This window comes from Natronospirillum operosum, assembly GCF_004768465.1.
GTDB classification, from domain to species: domain Bacteria; phylum Pseudomonadota; class Gammaproteobacteria; order Pseudomonadales; family Natronospirillaceae; genus Natronospirillum; species Natronospirillum operosum.
The window spans coordinates 19,608-38,661 of the sequence record NZ_SRMF01000016.1 but is presented as its reverse complement, the minus strand read 5'-3'; the positions used below and the strand labels follow the sequence as shown (position 1 = coordinate 38,661).

Below are 19,054 nucleotides of genomic sequence, written 5' to 3'. Positions count from 1 at the left end.
ATACCTTACTGTCATCCGTCGACTGTCATCTGTCTACTAAAACCCACTGTCTACTGTGCACTGTCAACCGTCGACTATATCCCACTGTCAACCGTCGACTAAACTCAATTGGGTCGAATCACCAGCGCCACCCGGTGCCCCACCGGCACCTGGGCATTCAGAAACAGCAACGCATCACCGGTCTGTTCGATCGTCCACTCTTCCGTTTCACCACGTGCGATCACGGTACCGGCTGTCAGCGGCCGGAAATTCACGAAATCCTGCAGACAAACCTCGAACTCCCCCTCGGGGCGTATGATCTCGCGCAGCACCTGATAGCCCTGGGTCTGGTGGCCACTGGGGGTACTCGGCCCCTGCGCCAGACCCTCCAGCTCGGGAATAATAGGCATGAAGCGGTCCAGCGGCTCGTCGATGGCGCTGACCTGACCCAGTTCCAGCGTTGCACTCAGATAGCCCAAACCGGCGGAGAAATTGGCAAAGGTGGCGGCGGCAGAGCGGTTCTGCACCCAGGCATCGACGGCAAAGCGCTGAAACCATTTCATCAGGTTGGTGAGCGGTCGCTCCGCGCAGGCTGGCGGCACCAGGGCGAAGCGCTCCCGGTCCGACGGTTTGATGGTGGAATGCAGATCAAAATGCAGGCCATCCGGGTGGCGTTCAACAAACCACTGTACCGCCTTCATCAGCACGCGCGCACGCCGACTCTCGGCATCCTCTCCGAGCGCTGCCGAGCTGCTGAACAAGCGGTTCATGTTGTGCTCCACGAACCGGGTCCCGGCCTGCACTGCGCCCGGGTTGGCCAGCAGCACCAGAAGCGGGCGCTGCACCCGCAGCTCCTTTTCCACCAGCCCCCGCAGCCAGTGATCGACCAGGCGCACCGGCACGGTCTCGTCACCGTGCACGCCGACACTGATGATGGCAGCCGGCAGATGGGACGGTTCATGCGGCTCCACGGAGAGTATGCCCGGCGCTTCCCAGGTGAGCAGGGCGCCCGGGGTTTCAATGGCAGTAGCGGGGATGTCTTCGGTCAGGCTGGTGTGCAGAAAATCGATGGTGGCAGATGGCATAGTAATACTCTTCGCGGGTGGCAGAACACCCGTTCAGGCGCCGTCACCCTATATCTGAAAGTTGACGTTGCGGCCCAGCGTTACCTGATCCAGAGAAGCACTCTGGTTACTCAGCAACTCTGATATGGCGGCCTGAATCTCTGCGCGGCGCAATTCAAGCTCAGTATTCATGGCTGAGTGCCGTTCGTCCAGTGCAGCGTCGCTTTCCTCATCATCTGCGACGCGATCCTGTTCACGGGCCATGTCATCGTCGAGTCTGAGGTTGGTATTGTCCTGGCGCAACTCGGTGCGTTCGGCCTGGATGTCGGCCTGCTGTTCACTGTCCAGGCGCTGCTGACGCAACACCTCGGCGCGGGCATCCAGAATCAACTGGGTGGCTTCCGCTGCGATGCGCCGGTCGGCGGGCGAGGGTTCTGACGGGACCAGGGCAGCCCGCCTGATCTGTTCCATCTTGGCGATGGTTTCCTCTGCCGTGGGGGCTGGCGACAGATCCAGCGGCACTTCGCCCGCAATGGCGTAGCGCCGGCCGTCCGGTCCCTGCGCATATTCATAGCGAATGGGCCCGGCATACTGCCCCGCGACCGCCTTGTGGGCCATCTCGTGCTGGCGGACTTCACGATCACGCTGGGACAATTCCTGAATGCGCTCCAGCCGCTGGCGCTCCTGCGTGTTCAGTTCGCCTCTGCGTTCGGCTTCTTCCAGAGCCTGACGGCTGGTACGCACCGAGTCCGGTTCGGTCTCTTCGGACTCGGATTGGTCACGCGCCGGCAATGCCAGCGGTTGCCCGCGCTGATTATTCTGCCGCCGCTCATCCGGGTCCAGCTCGCGGCGATTTTCGTTGCGCGCCGTGGCTGCAGTTTCGGTAACGGGGTTGAACAGCGGGCTGTCCTGACGCGGCTGCACCACAGCGGGCATGCCGGGTGGCCGTTCAAGCCCGGTGGGGAAGAGTGCCTGTGGGGCCAGCCCGATGACGGAAGACATGAGTCAATGCCCCGGTCAGGCCTTCACATCCAGCAGCGTGCCCATGGTGTCCGATGCAACTTCAATCGTCCGGGCATTGCTCTGCACCAGATGCTTGGCTTCTATCTGACCCACCATGGATTGCTCAAGGCTGGGTCGAACAGGCGTCTGCGCGCCAGCTTGGGCGGCCTGCGGAGGTACCTCGACCGGCTCGGTGCCAGGCCGGGGTTCGGTATTCAGACGCGCAATATCCGAAGCATGGCCCTGCAGGCGGTTCATGCCGCTCTGGATACCCTGCACACCAATGTTGAGTGCCGATGTAATAGCCATTAAAGTTTCACCTGTGGCGGCCGCTGCCGTTTATACCCACAGTATATCAAGTTGTCATGGATTGACCAAATTTTACCCAACCGCACAGGAAGTGCAGCCATGAAAGACCAGCCTTCGTCGTCCCCGCAATCCTTTCACTCGCCCTGGAGGGGCCTGTATCGGGCTGTGCGCGCCTGGCGCCTGCTCGACCACAGGTGTGCGGCCTGCGGTCTGCCGGCACCGTCCAGGCGCTTCTGTGCGGGCTGCAGCAACGACTTTCTGGACCGGGGGCCGGGCTGCCGGCTCTGCGGCACGCCGGTGCATCGTGCCGGCATGATCTGCGGTCGTTGCCTGGCCACCACGCGGGCCTGGTCCCAGTACTGGTTCGTGCAGGACTATCAGGGTCCCTGGGCCGAGCTGATTCGACGCTTCAAGTACCAGGCGCAGTTGTCACTGGCGCCACCACTGGCAGCGCTGTTGGCGCGGCAACTGAAAGGAGAGGGTGCCGCAGACAGCTTGCAGCAGGAAGGCTGGCAGGTGACCGCCATGCCGATGCACTGGCGCCGCCGGCAGACGCGGGGATTCAATCAGGCGGCCGAGCTGGCACGTCTTGTGGCCCTGGATCTGGGGCTCGGTTACCGACAACCCCTCTACCGCCATCAGGATACACCGGCGCTGGAAGATCTGACCCGGGCCGAACGACGCCGGGCGGTGCGTTATGCCTTTGGCTGCGAACTCGTCTCTGGCCGCTGGCTGCTGGTGGACGATGTGTTCACCACCGGCGCCAGCGTGACGGCGGCCGCAGAAGCCCTGAAACGGTCGGGTGCCCGTGAGGTGGCCCTGGCCACACTGGCCCGCACACCCATCAGTGCTGATAGTCATCACAACTGGATGCGGGCGGTGTTTGATGGCACTCCGGGCGCAGAGGATCACTGAGGAAGCCTTCTACGGTGCGCCAGTAGGTGGTCAGACCGGCGTCCTCGAGATCGTCCTGACGCACCCGAATGGACTGAATACGCTCGTCTTCGCCCAGCCCGAAGGCGACGCCCTCGCCAGTGCGAAAATAGTAGTACTCCCAGGCCTGATCAACGTCCAACCGATCCAGCAGAGCCTGGGTACTGCTGCTGCGCATGCGCCGGTCATGCATGACATAGTCACGGCCGTACAGCCGTATGATGTCGTCCTTGTGGTCACCCGGATCGAGCAGGGTCAGTTTGCCGGCGAGCAGGTTGGCGTCGTGATCGGCCGACACCAGACCACCAAACACCCAACCCTCATCGCCACTGTCGGCCCGTACGCGCAGGTAGGGCGCGGTGACACTCTCGCCCCTGACTCTGACGGTGATGGGTTCGACCGTGTATTCGCCCAGAAAGGTCAGGTGATCATATTCATTGAGCGAGCCCACTATGGCTGCCCCCTGCCAGGGCTCCTCCCGCATGATCACATTGGTGCCGATCACGCGCAGAGACTCGCCCTGGCTGTAGTCAACTGCGTATGCGACAGGAACTGTCAGGGCAAGCAGACTCAGCACAGCGCTGAGCAGTATTCTCGATATCATGACAGAAGACTCGGTTCGGAATTCACTGGGAGCATTACTCTAGCGGATTGGGCCACCCAAAAAAAAGACCGCCGCAGCGGTCTTTTTCCGTATTTTTCACACGCGAGGATCACTCCTCGTCGTTGTCCTCGATATCGTCGTCAGCTGCAACCACCGGACGATCGACCAGCTCCACATAGGCCATGGGGGCGTTGTCGCCATCCCGGAAACCGCACTTCATGATGCGAATATAGCCACCGGGGCGGCTTTCGTAACGCGGCCCCAGTTCGGAGAACAGCTTGCCGACCGCTTCCTTGGACCGCAGGCGATCAAAGGCATAGCGACGGTTGGCCACGGAGTCGACCTTGGCCTTGGTGATCAGCGGCTCGGCCGTGCGGCGCAGTTCTTTGGCCTTGGGCAGAGTGGTCTTGATCAGTTCATGCTCGAACAGCGACGCTGCCATGTTCGAGAACATGGCCTTGCGGTGAGAGCTGGTGCGGCCGAATTTGCGGCCGGATTTACGATGACGCATGGCTCTTTCCTTCCAGATTCTTTAGTTACCCGAGTACCTTGTCGTCGTTCTTCAGGCTGGCCGGCGGCCAGGACTCCAGAACCATGCCAAGAGACAAGCCCTTGGAGGCCAGAACGTCTTTGATCTCGGTCAGAGACTTCTTGCCCAGGTTCGGCGTCTTCAGCAGTTCGACTTCGGTACGCTGGATGAGATCACCGATGTAATAGATGTTTTCCGCTTTCAGGCAGTTTGCGGACCGCACTGTCAGCTCCAGGTCGTCAACCGGTCGCAGCAGGATGGGATCGATACGATCCTCTTCCTCTTCCGGCTCCTTCTGCGCTTCAGACTCGAGGTCCACGAAGGACGACAGCTGGTGCTGCAGAATGGTGGCGGCGAAACGGATAGCCTCTTCCGGATCCAGGGTACCATCGGACTCGATGTCCAGAACCAGCTTGTCCAGATCCGTGCGCTGCTCGACCCGGGCCGATTCCACGGCATAGGCCACACGCACCACAGGGCTGAATGTCGCGTCCAGTTGCAGTTTGCCGATAGCGCGGCTGTCGTCATCCGGGTCCAGGCGGTTTTCCACCGGCTGATAACCACGACCGCTGGAGATCCGCAGCGTCATGTTGAGGGCACCGCTGTCAGCCAGGGTGGCAATCACATGATCCGGATTGGCAATCTCGACACCGTGGTCGAGCTGGATATCGCCGGCGGTAACCACGCCCTTGCCCGCTTTTTTCAGCGTCAGGGTGGCATCATCGCGGTCGTGCAGCTTGACGGCCACACCCTTGAGGTTCAGCAGGACATCCAGGACGTCCTCCTTTACCCCTTCGATGGCGCTGTATTCGTGCAGCACGCCATCGATCTCCGCTTCTACAATCGCGGCTCCCGGCAATGAGGACAGCAGAATCCGCCGCAGGGCACTACCCAGCGTGTGGCCGAAACCACGCTCGAGCGGCTCCAGGATAACCTTGGCCCGAGTCGGCGACAGCTCCTGTACCTCTATATGTCGCGGGATAAGAAAGTCGTTTATGAAACGCTGCATATATGCCCCTACCTTAAAGCAGTCTCTATTACTTGGAGTACAGTTCCACGATGAGGTTTTCATTGATGTCCTGCGCCAGATCACTGCGCTCAGGCAGGTTCTTCAGAACCCCTGCCATCTTGTTGGCATCAACTTCAACCCATTCGACCGGTGCCCGGGAGCCCGCGATATCCAGCGCGTTCTTGATACGCAGCTGGTTCTTGGACTTTTCCCGGATGGTGATCTGATCACCAGCCTTGACCTGGTAGGAGGGAATATTCACCAGCGAGCCATTGATCTCAATGGCCTTGTGGCTCACCAATTGCCGGGCTTCGGCGCGCGTGGCTCCGAATCCCATGCGATAGACTACGTTGTCCAGGCGTGATTCCAGCAGCTTCAGCAGGTTTTCGCCAGTGGCGCCCTTGCGTCGTGCAGCTTCCTTGTAGTAGCTGCGAAACTGCTTCTCAAGCACACCGTAGATCCGGCGTACTTTCTGCTTTTCGCGCAACTGCAGGCCGTAATCGGACAGACGTCCGCGACGCGCACCATGCACGCCGGGTGATGTTTCCAGTTTGCACTTCGTATCCAGTGCGCGGACACCGCTCTTCAGGAACAGATCAGTACCTTCGCGACGTGCCAGCTTACAGGTTGGCCCCAAATATCTTGCCATGTTGCTGTCTCCCCCTTACACGCGGCGCTTTTTAGGCGGACGGCAGCCGTTATGTGGAATCGGCGTGACGTCAGTAATATTGTGGATCTTGAAACCACACGCATTCAGAGCGCGTACGGCAGATTCGCGACCGGGTCCGGGACCTTTAACCTCGACATCGAGGTTCTTGACACCATATTCCTGTGCGGCTACGCCAGCGCGCTCTGCAGCGATCTGGGCGGCGAAGGGGGTGCTTTTACGAGATCCGCGGAAACCGGAGCCACCGGAAGTCGCCCAACTCAGGGCGTTTCCCTGGCGGTCCGTAATGGTCACGATGGTGTTGTTGAACGAAGCATTGATGTGGGCTACGCCATCACCAATCTGCTTCTTCACCTTTTTCCGTGACTTAGTCGTACCTGGCTTTGCCATCTTCGATTTCCTGTCAATAATTCGGTTTAACGTTTAATCGGCTTACGCGGCCCTTTCCGGGTGCGGGCATTGGTCTTGGTGCGCTGACCGCGAACGGGCAGGCTGCGACGATGACGAATACCGCGGAAACAGCCCATGTCCATCAATCGCTTGATGTTCATCTGGGTGCCCCGACGCAGATCGCCCTCTACGCTGTAGTTGCTGATCTCGGCGCGGATCTTGTCCAGTTCCTCTTCACTGAGGTCACTGATCTTGCGCGCAGGATCAATACCTGTCGCTGAGCAGATGCTTTGCGCTGTCGTCCGACCAACTCCGAAGATGTAGGTCAGCGAGATTGCAGCATGCTTGGCGTCAGGAATATTAACGCCGGCAATACGTGCCATGTGTTTACTCCGTTTACTAGGTTGCTCAGCACCGGAATGCTGAAGTTTTCACTGATACGAAGGGCGCGAGAGAATAACGCCTGCCTGTTGAAAAAGCAAGCACCCTCTCTGGCGGCAGGTCAGCCCTGACGCTGCTTGTGCTTCGGATCGGTACAGATCACCCGCACGGAACCGTTGCGACGGATGATCTTGCAGTTGCGACAGATCTTTTTGACTGATGCGCGAACTTTCATGGTTTTCTCCCGTTCGCTACGCCGCCGTCAGCGGCGGTAGCCTTGTAAGTTAGCCTTCTTCATAACCGACGAGTACTGCTGTGACATCAGATGGGACTGGACCTGCGACATGAAGTCCATGACCACGACGACCACGATCAGTATCGACGTACCACCAAATATGAAGGGTGCACCGGCAGCCTGAACAATCCCCTGCGGTACCAGCGATACAATTGCGATATAGCTGGCACCAAACAGCGTCAGGCGAGAGGATACGCCGTCCACATAGCGGGCGGTCTGCTCGCCCGGGCGGATACCCGGAACGAAGGCACCACTGCGCTTCAGATTCTCGGCCACATCCTTCGGGTTGAAGGTAATGGCCGTGTAGAAGTAGCAGAAGAAGATGACCGCCGCTGCAAACATCAGGTAATACAGCGGTTGCCCGGGGCTGATATAGACGGTGGCGTCCTGCAGCCAGCCCAGGTTATCGCTTTCACCGAACCAGGTACCCAGAGACGCCGGGAAGATCAGCAGACTGGACGCGAAGATCGCCGGGATAACACCCGCCATGTTGATCTTCAGCGGCAGATGGCTGGTCTGCGCCGCGAACACCTTACGACCCTGCTGACGCTTGGCGTAATTGATGGTGATCTTGCGCTGCCCGCGTTCCAGGAACACGATCACGGTCACAATGGCAATGGCAAAGATGGTGATACCCAGCAACAGCAGGATATTCATGTCACCCTGCCGAGCCGCTTCAAACGACTGACCAATGGCCGACGGCAGCGCTGACACGATGCCGGCGAAGATCAGCAGCGAAATGCCGTTGCCGACACCACGCTCGGTGATCTGCTCGCCCAGCCACATCATGAACATGGTACCGCCGGTCAGTGTGACCATGCCGACAAAGTAGAAGTTCCAGGGTACATTGCCCGCAGCGTCGGTAAAGGCAATGCCTTGACCGGCCAGCCCCACGGAGATGGCCATCGACTGAACGATAGCCAGCACCAGAGTGCCGTAACGGGTCAGCTGCGTCATCTTGCGACGCCCGGCCTCACCTTCCTTTTTCAGCTGTTCGATGTATGGACTGACGACAGTGAGCAGTTGCATGATGATCGCTGCCGAAATGTACGGCATGATCCCCAGTGCAAAAATACTCATGCGTTCCAGCGCCCCACCGGAGAACATGTTGAACATGCCCAGGATGGTATCGCGCTGTCCGTCAAACATGGAGGCCAGGCTGTCCGGATTGATGCCCGGTACCGGGATATGCGCACCGATGCGATATACCAGTATGGCCAGCAATACGAACAGGAGACGGGCGCCGAGCTCGCCGCCCATTTTCTGCCCCCCGGATGGCAATGCACCTTGTCTAGTCACTTCAAGCCTCTACTTTTCCACCAGCTGCCTCTATGGCTTTCCTGGCTCCTGCAGTCACAGCCAGGCCCTTAACGGTAACGGCCTTGCTCAGCTCACCTGAATTGATGACCTTCACATACTTGATACGGCCATTGATCAGGTCCGCTGCGCGCAGCGAAGCCAGATCTACCGTGTCGCCTTCTACCCGTGCCAATTCGTGCAGGCGCACCTCAGCGGTGACTCTTGCCTTGCGCGAGCTGAAACCGAACTTGGGCAGGCGCCGCTGCAGCGGCATCTGTCCACCCTCGAAACCGGGTTTCACCGTACCGCCGGAGCGGGACTTCTGACCCTTGTGGCCGCGGCCACCGGTCTTGCCCAGACCACTGCCGATACCGCGTCCGACACGCTTGCCGACCGGCTTGGCACCGTCAGCGGGACTCAGATCATTCAGATGCATGATTATTCCCCTACTACACGTACCATGTAGCTGACTTTATTGATCATACCGCGCACTGCTGGTGTATCTTCCAGCTCACGGACCTGGCCGATCTTGCTCAGTCCCAGGCCCTTGACGCACAGCTTGTGCCGGGGCTGGGTGGCGATCGGGCTGCGGAACAGCTCTACCTGAATCTTTTTCTTCGCCATGACTTACTCCAGAATATCTTCAACGGACTTGCCACGCTTGGCGGCTACGTCATCCGGAGAGCACATGTTGCTCAGGCCCTTGATGGTGGCACGCACCACATTGACCGGATTGGTAGAGCCATAGCACTTCGCCAGTACGTTGTGTACGCCGGCAATCTCCAGCACCGAGCGCATCGCACCACCGGCGATGATACCCGTACCTTCAGAGGCCGGCTGCATGTACACCTTGGACGCGCCGTGGCGAGCCTTGACCGGGTACTGCAGCGTGTGTCCGTTCAGATCGACATTGACCATGTTGCGACGGGCCTGGTCCATCGCCTTCTGAATCGCGGCGGGCACTTCACGCGCCTTGCCACGACCGAAGCCGACCTTGCCATTGCCGTCACCGACGACGGTCAGGGCAGTGAAACCGAAGATCCGACCACCCTTGACCACCTTGGCCACGCGGTTGACCTGAACCAGTTTTTCCTGCAGTTCGCCCTGCTGTTGTTCAACGTTAGCCATATTCACCTCTAGAACTGTAATCCACCGGAACGGGCGGCATCAGCAAGTGCCTTGACCCGACCGTGATATCTGAACCCGGACCGATCGAAAGCCACGCTTTCGATACCGGCTTTCTTTGCCCGCTCGGCAATCAGCTCGCCCACCTTGCTGGCGGCCGCTACATTGCCGGTCGGACCCTGCCGCAGCTCCTTGTCCACCGTGGAGGCGCTGGCCAGAATCTGGCTGCCATCCGGTGAAATCACCTGAGCGTAAATATGGCGCGGCGTGCGGTGTACGCACAGCCGATGTGTGCCTGACTCGCGAATCTTGGCGCGATTCTTACGAGCCCGGCGGATACGAGATGCTTTCTTCGCGTTCATAACCTATGCCCTACCCTTTACTTCTTCTTGGTTTCCTTGCGACGGATATATTCGTCGGCATAACGTACACCCTTGCCCTTGTAAGGCTCTGGAGCACGGAACGCGCGAATTTCTGCCGCAACCTGACCAACCCGTTGTTTATCAGCACCGCTGACCACGATCTCGGTATTACTGGGTGTTTCCACCGTAATGCCGTCGGGCAGGGTGTAATCAATCGGGTGTGAAAAGCCCAGGGTGAGGTTCAGGGTCTTGCCGCTGGCCTTGGCGCGATAACCCACACCATTCAGTTGCAGCCGCTTGGAGAAACCTTCGCTCACACCCACAACCATGTTGTTGATCAGCGCACGCATGGTGCCTGACATGGCGCGGGCCTGCTTTGAACCGTCATTGGGCACAACAGTGACCACGTTGTCGGCCTGCTTGAGGCTGACTGCGGAATGGACGTTCATTGTCAGTTCGCCCTTGCCGCCCTTGACAGTAACATTGCTGCCGTTGATCTTCAGATCCACCCCATTGGGGACCGTCACCGGCTTATTGCCTATACGAGACATGTGCCACCTCCTTTAGAATACTTCGCAGATGATCTCACCGCCGATGCCTGCCTTGCGGGCGGCCCGATCGGTCATCACACCTTTGGAAGTGGACACGATGGCCACACCCAGACCACCAGATACCTTGGGCAGCGCGTCGGAGCCCCGGTAGCGACGCAGGCCGGGACGGCTCACGCGCTGGATGCTCTCTATGACAGGCTTGCCCTGGTAATACTTGAGTGTCAGCGTCAGCTCCGGTTTGGCGCTGGCGGACACTTCGGCAGCCGCGATGTAGCCTTCTTCGATCAGCACATCAGCCACTGCCTTCTTCAGCTTGGAAGCCGGCATGGTGACCGTCTCTTTCCCAGCCTGCTGACCATTGCGGACACGGGTGAACATGTCGGCCAGCGTATCTTGCATACTCATTGCAGTTTCCTCACATGTACAGCCGGGCTTAAGGCCTGCCATCGGGTGGCAGACATTCAGCCCGGCTTATCAACGTGCAGTAAAATTACCAGCTGCCCTTGCGGACGCCGGGTACGTTACCACGCATAACCTCTTTACGCAGTGTATTGCGTGCGAGGCCGAACTTCCGGTAGACCGCGTGCGGTCGACCAGTGATTTGACAGCGACGCTGCTGGCGCACCGGACTCGCGTCACGGGGCAGCTTCTGCAGCGCAATCTGCGCTTCCCAGCGCTCTTCGTCAGAGCTCTCCGGGTTACTGATGATTGCCTTCAGGCGGGCACGCTTTTCGGCGTACTTGGCGACCAGTTTGGTGCGTTTCGCCTCGCGTGCTTTCATGCTCTCTTTAGCCATTTCCAGTACTCCCGATCAGTTGCGGAATGGGAAGGACAGGGCTTTCAGCAAAGCACGGCCTTCGTCATTGGTACGGGCGGTAGTGGTGATGGTGATATCCAGACCACGCAGCTTGTCCACCTTGTCGTACTCGATTTCCGGGAAGATGATCTGCTCACGCACACCCATGCTGTAGTTACCGCGGCCGTCGAAAGACTTGCCGTTGATACCCCGGAAGTCACGTACACGCGGCAGAGCGATGTCTACCAGGCGATCCATGAATTCCCACATGCGATCGTGACGCAGTGTCACCTTGGTGCCGATGGGCCAGCCTTCACGGATCTTGAAACCCGCTACCGACTTGCGCGCCTTGGTGACAACCGCTTTCTGGCCGGTAATGGCCTCCAGGTCAGCAACCGCGTTTTCGATCTGCTTCTTGTCACCGATGCCTTCACCCACACCCATGTTCAGGGTGATCTTGGTGACTTTCGGCACTTCCATCACGTTCTTGTAGCCAAACTCTTTCATAAGAGCAGGCATCACTTCAGATTTATAAAGCTCTTTCAGTCTTGCCATGATTCTTCCTGCCCTTAGTCGTCAATCTGCTGGCCGTTGGACTTGAAGAACCGCACCTTGCGCCCGTCTTCCAGAATGCGGAAGCCGACTCGGTCACCCTTGCTGGTTTCCGAATTGAAAATCGCCACGTTGGACGCTGCGATCGGTGCTTCTTTCTCCACGATGCCACCCTGGACCTGGGCCTGCGGGTTCGGCTTCACGTGCTTCTTGATACGGTTGACACCCGACACCAGAAAACGATCCCCTTTCCGGGTATCAGCGGCGATCACCTTGGTGATCTTGCCACGCTTGCCCTTGTCCTTACCGGCGATGACGATAACTTCGTCACCTGTTTTCAGCTTTCTCATTTCAGCTCCTCACTTCCTGCTACCGTCTAGTGCTCAAAGCACTTCCGGCGCCAGGGAAATGATCTTCATGTATTTTTCAGTCCGCAGCTCACGCGTCACCGGCCCGAAAATACGGGTACCGACAGGCGCGTTGGAAGCATTCAGCAGCACCGCAGAGTTGGTGTCGAAACGAATCACCGACCCGTCGGGACGACGAACGCCCTTGCGTGTACGGACGACCACTGCATTCATGACCTGACCTTTCTTGACCTTGCCGCGCGGAATTGCTTCCTTCACGGAGACCTTGATCAGATCACCAATATTGGCGTAGCGACGGTGAGAACCACCCAGCACCTTGATGCATTGAACACGTTTGGCGCCGCTGTTGTCCGCTACGTCGAGTACTGTTTGTGTTTGAATCATCTTACAAACTCCCCAGCCGTTGGGCGGCCCGCTCAGATACTGGCGGCACGCTCAACGATATTGACCAAAGTCCAAGTCTTCTGCTTGGAATACGGACGCGACTCCCGAATCGTGACAACGTCACCCTGCTGGCATTCGTTGTTCTCATCGTGCGCATGTAACTTTGTGGAACGCTTCACGAACTTCCCGTAGATCGGGTGCTGTACGCGGCGCTCAACCAGAACCGTAATGGTCTTGTCAGCCTTGTTGCTGACGACCTGACCGGTCACTGTACGTGCATTGGATTCAGACATTTCAGGCTCCTGCTTTCTCATGCAACACGGTCTTCACACGAGCAATGTCCTTCCGTACCTGACCCAACAGATGCGTCTGGGCCAGCTGGCCGGTAGCTTTCTGCATGCGGTACTTGAACTGATCGTGCAGCAGTTCCAACAGTTGCTTGTTCAGTTCTTCAACTGACTTTTCACGGATATCGTTCGCTTTCATCACATCACCGTCCGCTTCACAAAGGTTGTGGATACCGGCAGTTTGGATGCAGCAAGAGTGAAGGCTTCACGTGCCAGTTCTTCCGACACACCTTCCATCTCGTAGAGCACCTTGCCTGGTTGTATCTGGGCTACCCAGTACTCCACGTTACCCTTGCCTTTACCCATCCGGACCTCGAGCGGCTTCTTGGAGATCGGTTTGTCCGGGAACACCCGGATCCAGATCTTGCCGCCCCGCTTGACCTTACGAGTCATCGCACGACGCGCCGCTTCGATCTGGCGGGCGGTAATGCGACCACGGCCGGTGGCTTTCAGGCCATATTCACCGAAGCTGACCTTGCTGCCACGCTCAGCCAGACCCCGGTTGCGGCCTTTCTGTACCTTGCGAAATTTTGTACGTTTTGGCTGTAACATCTGTCTGCTCCTTACCGCGCGCCTTTCTTCTTGGGCGCCGCGTTAGCCTGTGCACGCACCTCTTCGATGCCGCCCAGGATCTCGCCCTTGAAGATCCACACTTTGATACCCAGGATGCCGTACGTCGTCTGCGCCTCGATATTGGCGTAGTCGATATCAGCCCGCAGGGTGTGCAGAGGCACACGGCCTTCGCGATACCATTCAGTCCGGGCGATTTCAGCACCGCCCAGACGACCGCCGACCTGAATTTTCACGCCCTTGGCACCAGCACGCATGGCGTTCTGTACTGCCCGCTTCATGGCGCGACGGAACATTACCCGGCGCTCCAGCTGACCAGCGACGTTCTGTGCTACCAGCACAGCATCCAGATCCGGCTTGCGGATTTCTTCGATATTGATGTGTACCGGAATACCCATCATCTTCGATACTTCGTTCCGCAGCGCTTCAACGTCTTCGCCTTTCTTGCCAATCACGATGCCCGGACGGGCGGTGTGAATGGTAATGCGGGCATTCTGTGCCGGGCGCTCGATGGTAATGTTGCTGACAGAAGCCTTGGCCAGCTTCTTCTCCAGGTACTCACGAACCTTGATGTCATTTACCAGTTTGTCGGAATAGTCCTTGGACTCCGCGTACCACACAGAGTTGTGGTCTTTCACGATGCCCAGGCGAATCCCGGTCGGGTGTACTTTCTGACCCATCTGACCTTCTCCTGTTAGTCCGCGACCTTGACGGTAATGTGGCACGTCCGCTTGAAAATGCGGTCGGCCCGACCTTTCGCACGCGGACGGATACGCTTCATCGTCATCGCTTCATCAACAAAAACCGTTGATACTTTCAGCTCATCGATGTCAGCGCCGTCGTTGTGCTCGGCGTTGGCCACTGCACTTTCCAGCAATTTTTTAACGATCGCGGCACCCTTCTTAGGGCTGAACGTCAGGATATCCAGAGCGTCCTCTACCGATTTCCCGCGGATCTGGTCTGCCACCAAACGGCCTTTCTGGGCAGACAGACGGGCACCACGCAATACAGCTTTAGTTTCCATTTGTCATTACCTCTTACCGTTTGGCCTTTTTGTCTGCCGCGTGACCCTTGTAGGTACGCGTCAGGGCAAACTCACCCAGTTTGTGACCGACCATGTCTTCTGTAATGTACACAGGAACATGCTGACGGCCATTATGGACTGCTATTGTCAACCCAATGAACTCAGGGAAGATGGTGCTACGGCGGGACCAGGTTTTCAGTGGTCGCTTATCGCCTTTCTCAATAGCAGCCTCTACCTTCTTCATTAAATGAAGGTCTACAAATGGACCCTTCTTTAGTGAACGTGGCACGGCCTAATCCTCTCAAGTTACTTGTTACGACGACGAACAATGTATTTGTCCGTCCGCTTGTTTTTCCGGGTCTTGTAACCCTTGGTCGGCACACCCCAGGGCGTCACGGGGTGACGACCACCGGAAGTCTTGCCTTCACCACCACCGTGGGGGTGGTCAACCGGGTTCATGACCACACCACGTACGGTCGGGCGAATGCCTCTCCAACGCGATGCACCGGCCTTACCCAGTTGCCGCAGGCTGTGTTCGGAATTACCGACCTCACCCAGGGTGGCACGGCAATCCACCAGAATCCGGCGCATTTCACCAGACTTCAGACGGATCAGAGCGTACCCTGCTTCACGTGCAACCAGTTGCGCTGAAGTACCGGCGGAACGGGCAATCTGGCCACCCTTGCCTGGCTTCATCTCAACATTGTGCACGACACTGCCCACGGGAATGCTGCGCAAAGGCATGGCATTACCGGGCTTGATGGGAGCATGTTCACCGGAAATCACTTCGGTGCCCACTTCCACGTTGCGCGGCGCCAGGATGTAGCGACGCTCGCCATCCTTGTACAGCACCAGTGCGATGTGAGCACTGCGGTTCGGATCGTATTCCAGACGTTCTACAACGCCGACCACACCATCCTTGTTCCGCTTGAAGTCAATCCGGCGGTAATGTTGCTTGTGACCACCACCCTTGTGACGCGTGGTGATGCGGCCCTGATTGTTCCGCCCACCGTGCTTGCTCTTCTTTTCTACCAACGCCGCAAAAGGGGCGCCCTTGTACAGATCACTGTTGGTGATCTGTACAACGTGGCGGCGACCGGCTGACGAAGGTTTCGCTTTCTTGATAGCCATGTTTGCCTACCCCTCTTACACGTTCAGGAAGTCAATTTCCTGGCCTTCGGCGAGCCGCACATACGCTTTCTTCGTATCGCTGCGCTTGCCAAAACCCCGGACAGTACGTTTTACCTTACCCTTGTGATTCAGGGTGCGAACACTCAGCACCTTGACGTCAAACAGGGATTCAACCGCTTGCTTGATCTCCGGCTTGGTCGCATCAGTGGCAACCTTGAAGACATACTGGCCATTGCCATCGGCGACGATGGTGGCTTTCTCGGAGATATGCGGCCCCAGCAGAACCTTGTACAGGCGTTCTTGAGTACTCATGCCAACACCTCTTCAACCTTCTTCAGTGCGTCCACGGTGATGACCACCTTGTCGAAAGCGACCAGAACCACCGGATCCATGCCGGTCACATCACGCACATCCACCCGCGGGAGGTTGCGTGCTGACAGGTACAGGTTCTCGTTGACTTCGTCCGCCAGGAACAGCGCGCCATTATTCACGCCCAGATCCTTCATCTTCTGCACGAAGAGCTTGGTCTTGGGCTGATCGACGTTCAGATCGTCAACAACGACCAGACGGTCCTGACGCACCAGCTCGGAGAAGATGGAGCGCATGGCACCGCGATACATCTTGCGGTTGACCTTCTGGCTGTGATCACGCGGCTGGGCGGCAAAGGTCACCCCGCCGGAACGCCAGATCGGGCTGCGAGTCGTGCCCGCACGGGCGCGCCCTGTACCCTTCTGACGCCACGGCTTGGCACCACCGCCGGACACCGCACTGCGATTCTTCTGCGCCTTGCTGCCCTGACGTCCGCCAGCCTGAAAGGCTGTGACGACCTGGTGCACCAGCGCTTCGTTAAATTCTCTGCCGAAGGTAGCCTCTGACACCTCGACCGTAGAATTCTTCTTACCCACTACGTTCAGATTCATGACCTACCCCTCAGGCTTTGATAGCCGGCTTGACCAGCACGTGACCGGATTTGGCACCCGGTACCGCACCCTTGACCAGCAGCAGGTTGCGTTCAGCATCAACCCGCACCACTTCCAGTGTCTGCACAGTCACCTGTTCGGCCCCCATGTGACCAGCCATCTTCTTGCCTTTCCAGACACGACCGGGGGTCTGGCACTGCCCGATGGAACCGGGAGCGCGGTGAGACAGGGAGTTGCCGTGGGTGGCATCCTGGGTACGGAAGTTGTGACGCTTGATAGCGCCCTGGAAGCCCTTGCCTTTCGAAGTTCCAGTCACATCAATCTTCTGCCCGGCCTCGAACTGGCTGACGTCGATAGTGTCACCGACTTTCAGTTCGCCGAGATCGGCCATGCGGAATTCGCGGATAATCTCACCGGCTTCCACGCCCGCCTTGGCATAGTGGCCTGCCTGGGGCTTGGACACCCGGGAGGCTTTCTTGCTGCCAAAAGCCAGCTGCACGGCAATATAGCCGTCCACTTCAGCGGTTTTAAGCTGTGTCACCCGATTCGGGGTGACTTCGATAACCGTTACCGGTATGGACGCACCTTCTTCGTTAAAGACACGGGTCATACCAGCCTTACGGCCAATTACACCAATACTCATGTTCTATCTCCAATGTACGGGGCTTGTTCCGCATTGCGGGACCCGCTATGGCCGCCCTTTCGGACTGTTACATTAGGAGGCGTCTGTGCTTTCAGCCCAACTTGCAGAGCCCTGGCACCTGACGCTTAACCCAGACTGATTTGCACATCCACACCGGCTGCCAGATCAAGCTTCATCAGAGCATCAACGGTTTTTTCCGTCGGCTCGACGATGTCCAGCATGCGCTTGTGGGTACGCAGTTCATACTGATCACGCGCGTCTTTGTTGACGTGCGGGGAGACCAGGATGGTATAGCGCTCACGCTTGGTAGGCAGCGGAATGGGACCGCGCACCTGAGCGCCAGTGCGTTTCGCAGTATCGACGATTTCCTGAGTGGAAGAGTCAATCAGGCGATGATCAAACGCCTTCAGGCGAATTCTGATCTTTTGGTTCTGCATGTGACCAAAACTCCGAAATTGTTAAACAGCATTACGCCCCCTCAGGTCGACTGAGGGACGCGCATTATATTGACGCGCCCCCGGCATGTCAACGCGGGTACGCCAAACAGATATGAAAAAGGGGACCCGCAGGTCCCCTTTCACTCGAATGGCGGTCTGAGACGACCGCTTTCGGCTTACTCGATGATCTTGGCGACGACGCCCGCACCCACGGTACGACCACCTTCACGGATCGCAAAACGCAGGTTGTCTTCCATCGCGATCGGCGCGATCAGCGTCACCACCATCTTGATGTTGTCACCCGGCATCACCATCTCGACACCTTCCGGCAACTCAACATTACCGGTCACGTCTGTGGTCCGGAAATAGAACTGCGGACGATAGCCCTTGAAGAACGGCGTGTGACGTCCACCCTCGTCCTTCGACAGAACATACACCTCAGCCTCGAACTTGGTGTGCGGCGTGATGGAACCCGGCTTGGCCAGCACCTGACCACGCTCAACCTCGTCACGCTTGGTGCCACGCAGCAGCGCACCAATGTTCTCGCCCGCCCGACCTTCGTCCAGCAGCTTGCGGAACATCTCGACACCGGTCACTACCGTCTTGGTGGTGTCCTTGATGCCCACGATCTCGATCTCTTCGCCCGACTTCACAATGCCGCGCTCGACACGACCGGTAACCACCGTACCGCGACCGGAAATGGAGAACACGTCTTCGATCGGCATCAGGAACGGCTGGTCAATCGCACGCTCCGGCTCCGGAATGTACTCGTCCAGCGCCTCTACCAGCTTCTTCACAGCGGTAGTGCCCATCTCGTTGTCGTCCTTGCCTTCCAGCGCCATCAGCGCTGAACCGGTGATGATCGGCGTGTCGTCGCCCGGGAAATCGTACTGGCTCAGCAGATCACGCACTTCCATCTCGACCAGCTCCAGCAGCTCTTCATCGTCTACCATGTCCGCCTTGTTCAGGAACACAACGATGTAGGGCACGCCGACCTGGCGCGACAGCAGAATGTGCTCGCGCGTCTGCGGCATCGGGCCGTCAGCAGCTGAACACACCAGAATCGCGCCATCCATTTGCGCGGCACCGGTGATCATGTTCTTCACATAGTCAGCGTGGCCCGGGCAGTCAACGTGCGCGTAGTGGCGCGTCGGTGAATCGTACTCGACGTGCGAGGTCGCAATGGTGATACCACGCTCCCGCTCTTCCGGCGCGTTGTCGATCTGATCGAACGCACGGCTCTCGCCTTCACCGAACACCTCGAAGCACACGCGGGTCAGCGCCGCTGTCAGGGTGGTCTTGCCGTGGTCTACGTGACCAATGGTGCCCACGTTCAGGTGGGGCTTTTTACGCTCAAAAGCTGCCTTTGACATTGTCTTTTCC

General features: G+C 58.3%; 34 protein-coding genes. 1 reads left to right on the top strand and 33 read right to left on the bottom strand.

Translation table 11 applies throughout. The features are described 5' to 3' along the window. Window positions 1-104: 104 nt before the first annotated feature. The 3 genes from E4656_RS19540 to E4656_RS19530 are packed head-to-tail and all read right to left on the bottom strand — an operon-like array spanning window position 105 to window position 2,354. Window positions 105-1,064 carry a succinylglutamate desuccinylase gene (locus E4656_RS19540; RefSeq protein ID WP_135485010.1) on the bottom strand — a complete coding sequence of 320 codons (960 nt, stop codon included), beginning with the start codon at window positions 1,062-1,064 and terminating at the stop codon, window positions 105-107. Between the two features lie 48 nt (window positions 1,065-1,112). Beyond that, on the bottom strand, window positions 1,113-2,045 hold the full coding sequence (locus E4656_RS19535; protein WP_135485009.1) for a putative metalloprotease CJM1_0395 family protein: 933 nt from the start codon (window positions 2,043-2,045) through the stop codon (window positions 1,113-1,115). Between the two features lie 15 nt (window positions 2,046-2,060). Then, window positions 2,061-2,354, bottom strand: coding sequence for a hypothetical protein (locus E4656_RS19530; RefSeq protein WP_135485008.1), 294 nt, complete (start codon window positions 2,352-2,354; stop codon window positions 2,061-2,063). Between the two features lie 99 nt (window positions 2,355-2,453). Here E4656_RS19530 and E4656_RS19525 point away from each other — a divergent pair, with 99 nt between their 5' ends. Continuing rightward, on the top strand, window positions 2,454-3,269 hold the full coding sequence (locus E4656_RS19525; RefSeq protein WP_135485007.1) for a ComF family protein: 816 nt from the start codon (window positions 2,454-2,456) through the stop codon (window positions 3,267-3,269). On the opposite strand, the gene E4656_RS19520 is transcribed toward E4656_RS19525, so the two are convergent. From E4656_RS19520 to tuf, 30 genes are all read right to left on the bottom strand, one after another. Beyond that, the gene (locus E4656_RS19520; protein ID WP_135485006.1) at window positions 3,199-3,891 is read right to left on the bottom strand and encodes an SH3 domain-containing protein; all 693 of its coding nucleotides are present in this window, start codon (window positions 3,889-3,891) and stop codon (window positions 3,199-3,201) included. The genes E4656_RS19525 and E4656_RS19520 overlap by 71 nt on opposite strands. Window positions 3,892-4,000: 109 nt before the next feature. Further along, on the bottom strand, window positions 4,001-4,402 hold the full coding sequence (gene rplQ, locus E4656_RS19515; RefSeq protein WP_135485005.1) for a 50S ribosomal protein L17: 402 nt from the start codon (window positions 4,400-4,402) through the stop codon (window positions 4,001-4,003). A 25-nt stretch (window positions 4,403-4,427) separates the two neighbouring features. After that, window positions 4,428-5,429, bottom strand: a complete 1,002-nt coding sequence (locus E4656_RS19510; RefSeq protein ID WP_135485004.1) for a DNA-directed RNA polymerase subunit alpha — start codon at window positions 5,427-5,429, stop codon at window positions 4,428-4,430. 28 nt (window positions 5,430-5,457) lie between these two features. Further along, the gene (gene rpsD / locus E4656_RS19505; protein WP_135485003.1) at window positions 5,458-6,078 is read right to left on the bottom strand and encodes a 30S ribosomal protein S4; all 621 of its coding nucleotides are present in this window, start codon (window positions 6,076-6,078) and stop codon (window positions 5,458-5,460) included. Between the two features lie 15 nt (window positions 6,079-6,093). Further along, window positions 6,094-6,486, bottom strand: coding sequence for a 30S ribosomal protein S11 (gene rpsK / locus E4656_RS19500; RefSeq protein WP_135485002.1), 393 nt, complete (start codon window positions 6,484-6,486; stop codon window positions 6,094-6,096). A gap of 26 nt (window positions 6,487-6,512) precedes the next feature. Further along, on the bottom strand, window positions 6,513-6,869 hold the full coding sequence (gene rpsM, locus E4656_RS19495; RefSeq protein ID WP_135485001.1) for a 30S ribosomal protein S13: 357 nt from the start codon (window positions 6,867-6,869) through the stop codon (window positions 6,513-6,515). Window positions 6,870-6,988: 119 nt separating this feature from the next. Continuing rightward, complete coding sequence (rpmJ, locus tag E4656_RS19490) at window positions 6,989-7,102, bottom strand: 50S ribosomal protein L36 (protein WP_108126660.1); 114 nt, start codon at window positions 7,100-7,102, stop codon at window positions 6,989-6,991. A 27-nt stretch (window positions 7,103-7,129) separates the two neighbouring features. Next, window positions 7,130-8,461 carry a preprotein translocase subunit SecY gene (gene secY, locus E4656_RS19485; RefSeq protein ID WP_135485000.1) on the bottom strand — a complete coding sequence of 444 codons (1,332 nt, stop codon included), beginning with the start codon at window positions 8,459-8,461 and terminating at the stop codon, window positions 7,130-7,132. A 1-nt stretch (window position 8,462) separates the two neighbouring features. Beyond that, window positions 8,463-8,897, bottom strand: a complete 435-nt coding sequence (gene rplO, locus E4656_RS19480) for a 50S ribosomal protein L15 (RefSeq protein ID WP_135484999.1) — start codon at window positions 8,895-8,897, stop codon at window positions 8,463-8,465. A gap of 2 nt (window positions 8,898-8,899) precedes the next feature. Continuing rightward, window positions 8,900-9,085 carry a 50S ribosomal protein L30 gene (gene rpmD, locus E4656_RS19475; RefSeq protein ID WP_135484998.1) on the bottom strand — a complete coding sequence of 62 codons (186 nt, stop codon included), beginning with the start codon at window positions 9,083-9,085 and terminating at the stop codon, window positions 8,900-8,902. A 3-nt stretch (window positions 9,086-9,088) separates the two neighbouring features. Then, entirely contained in the window at window positions 9,089-9,589 is a 501-nt protein-coding gene (gene rpsE, locus E4656_RS19470) for a 30S ribosomal protein S5 (protein WP_135484997.1), read from the bottom strand. Between the two features lie 8 nt (window positions 9,590-9,597). Then, a complete protein-coding gene (gene rplR, locus E4656_RS19465) occupies window positions 9,598-9,948 on the bottom strand; it encodes a 50S ribosomal protein L18 (protein WP_135484996.1) in 351 nt (116 codons plus the stop codon). 17 nt (window positions 9,949-9,965) lie between these two features. Next, window positions 9,966-10,499 (bottom strand): 50S ribosomal protein L6, encoded by a 534-nt coding sequence (gene rplF / locus E4656_RS19460; RefSeq protein WP_135484995.1) that lies wholly within the window; start codon window positions 10,497-10,499, stop codon window positions 9,966-9,968. 12 nt (window positions 10,500-10,511) lie between these two features. Beyond that, window positions 10,512-10,904, bottom strand: coding sequence for a 30S ribosomal protein S8 (rpsH, locus tag E4656_RS19455; RefSeq protein ID WP_135484994.1), 393 nt, complete (start codon window positions 10,902-10,904; stop codon window positions 10,512-10,514). Window positions 10,905-10,989: 85 nt separating this feature from the next. Then, window positions 10,990-11,295, bottom strand: coding sequence for a 30S ribosomal protein S14 (rpsN, locus tag E4656_RS19450; RefSeq protein ID WP_135484993.1), 306 nt, complete (start codon window positions 11,293-11,295; stop codon window positions 10,990-10,992). Between the two features lie 15 nt (window positions 11,296-11,310). Beyond that, window positions 11,311-11,850 (bottom strand): 50S ribosomal protein L5, encoded by a 540-nt coding sequence (gene rplE / locus E4656_RS19445; protein WP_135484992.1) that lies wholly within the window; start codon window positions 11,848-11,850, stop codon window positions 11,311-11,313. A gap of 14 nt (window positions 11,851-11,864) precedes the next feature. After that, window positions 11,865-12,197 carry a 50S ribosomal protein L24 gene (rplX, locus tag E4656_RS19440; RefSeq protein WP_135484991.1) on the bottom strand — a complete coding sequence of 111 codons (333 nt, stop codon included), beginning with the start codon at window positions 12,195-12,197 and terminating at the stop codon, window positions 11,865-11,867. Between the two features lie 33 nt (window positions 12,198-12,230). Beyond that, on the bottom strand, window positions 12,231-12,599 hold the full coding sequence (gene rplN, locus E4656_RS19435; RefSeq protein WP_135484990.1) for a 50S ribosomal protein L14: 369 nt from the start codon (window positions 12,597-12,599) through the stop codon (window positions 12,231-12,233). 32 nt (window positions 12,600-12,631) lie between these two features. Continuing rightward, window positions 12,632-12,892: a 30S ribosomal protein S17 gene (rpsQ, locus tag E4656_RS19430; protein ID WP_135484989.1), complete on the bottom strand. Its 261-nt coding sequence runs from the start codon at window positions 12,890-12,892 to the stop codon at window positions 12,632-12,634. Window position 12,893: 1 nt separating this feature from the next. Continuing rightward, window positions 12,894-13,085 carry a 50S ribosomal protein L29 gene (rpmC, locus tag E4656_RS19425; protein ID WP_135484988.1) on the bottom strand — a complete coding sequence of 64 codons (192 nt, stop codon included), beginning with the start codon at window positions 13,083-13,085 and terminating at the stop codon, window positions 12,894-12,896. Continuing rightward, the gene (rplP, locus tag E4656_RS19420; RefSeq protein ID WP_135484987.1) at window positions 13,085-13,498 is read right to left on the bottom strand and encodes a 50S ribosomal protein L16; all 414 of its coding nucleotides are present in this window, start codon (window positions 13,496-13,498) and stop codon (window positions 13,085-13,087) included. The genes rpmC and rplP overlap by 1 nt, the downstream gene beginning before the upstream one ends. Before the next feature lie 11 nt (window positions 13,499-13,509). After that, window positions 13,510-14,196 (bottom strand): 30S ribosomal protein S3, encoded by a 687-nt coding sequence (gene rpsC, locus E4656_RS19415; RefSeq protein WP_135484986.1) that lies wholly within the window; start codon window positions 14,194-14,196, stop codon window positions 13,510-13,512. Between the two features lie 14 nt (window positions 14,197-14,210). Beyond that, on the bottom strand, window positions 14,211-14,540 hold the full coding sequence (gene rplV, locus E4656_RS19410; protein WP_135484985.1) for a 50S ribosomal protein L22: 330 nt from the start codon (window positions 14,538-14,540) through the stop codon (window positions 14,211-14,213). Window positions 14,541-14,553: 13 nt separating this feature from the next. After that, window positions 14,554-14,829, bottom strand: a complete 276-nt coding sequence (gene rpsS, locus E4656_RS19405; protein WP_135484984.1) for a 30S ribosomal protein S19 — start codon at window positions 14,827-14,829, stop codon at window positions 14,554-14,556. Window positions 14,830-14,846: 17 nt separating this feature from the next. After that, on the bottom strand, window positions 14,847-15,671 hold the full coding sequence (gene rplB / locus E4656_RS19400) for a 50S ribosomal protein L2 (RefSeq protein ID WP_135484983.1): 825 nt from the start codon (window positions 15,669-15,671) through the stop codon (window positions 14,847-14,849). Window positions 15,672-15,686: 15 nt separating this feature from the next. Next, window positions 15,687-15,983: a 50S ribosomal protein L23 gene (gene rplW, locus E4656_RS19395; protein ID WP_135484982.1), complete on the bottom strand. Its 297-nt coding sequence runs from the start codon at window positions 15,981-15,983 to the stop codon at window positions 15,687-15,689. Further along, window positions 15,980-16,591 carry a 50S ribosomal protein L4 gene (gene rplD, locus E4656_RS19390; protein ID WP_135484981.1) on the bottom strand — a complete coding sequence of 204 codons (612 nt, stop codon included), beginning with the start codon at window positions 16,589-16,591 and terminating at the stop codon, window positions 15,980-15,982. Before rplD ends, rplW begins: the two co-directional genes overlap by 4 nt. A 10-nt stretch (window positions 16,592-16,601) precedes the next feature. Next, window positions 16,602-17,234: a 50S ribosomal protein L3 gene (rplC, locus tag E4656_RS19385; RefSeq protein WP_135484980.1), complete on the bottom strand. Its 633-nt coding sequence runs from the start codon at window positions 17,232-17,234 to the stop codon at window positions 16,602-16,604. A gap of 125 nt (window positions 17,235-17,359) precedes the next feature. Beyond that, the gene (gene rpsJ / locus E4656_RS19380; RefSeq protein ID WP_135484979.1) at window positions 17,360-17,671 is read right to left on the bottom strand and encodes a 30S ribosomal protein S10; all 312 of its coding nucleotides are present in this window, start codon (window positions 17,669-17,671) and stop codon (window positions 17,360-17,362) included. Between the two features lie 176 nt (window positions 17,672-17,847). Next, window positions 17,848-19,044: an elongation factor Tu gene (gene tuf / locus E4656_RS19375; RefSeq protein WP_135484967.1), complete on the bottom strand. Its 1,197-nt coding sequence runs from the start codon at window positions 19,042-19,044 to the stop codon at window positions 17,848-17,850. Window positions 19,045-19,054 lie beyond the last annotated feature (10 nt).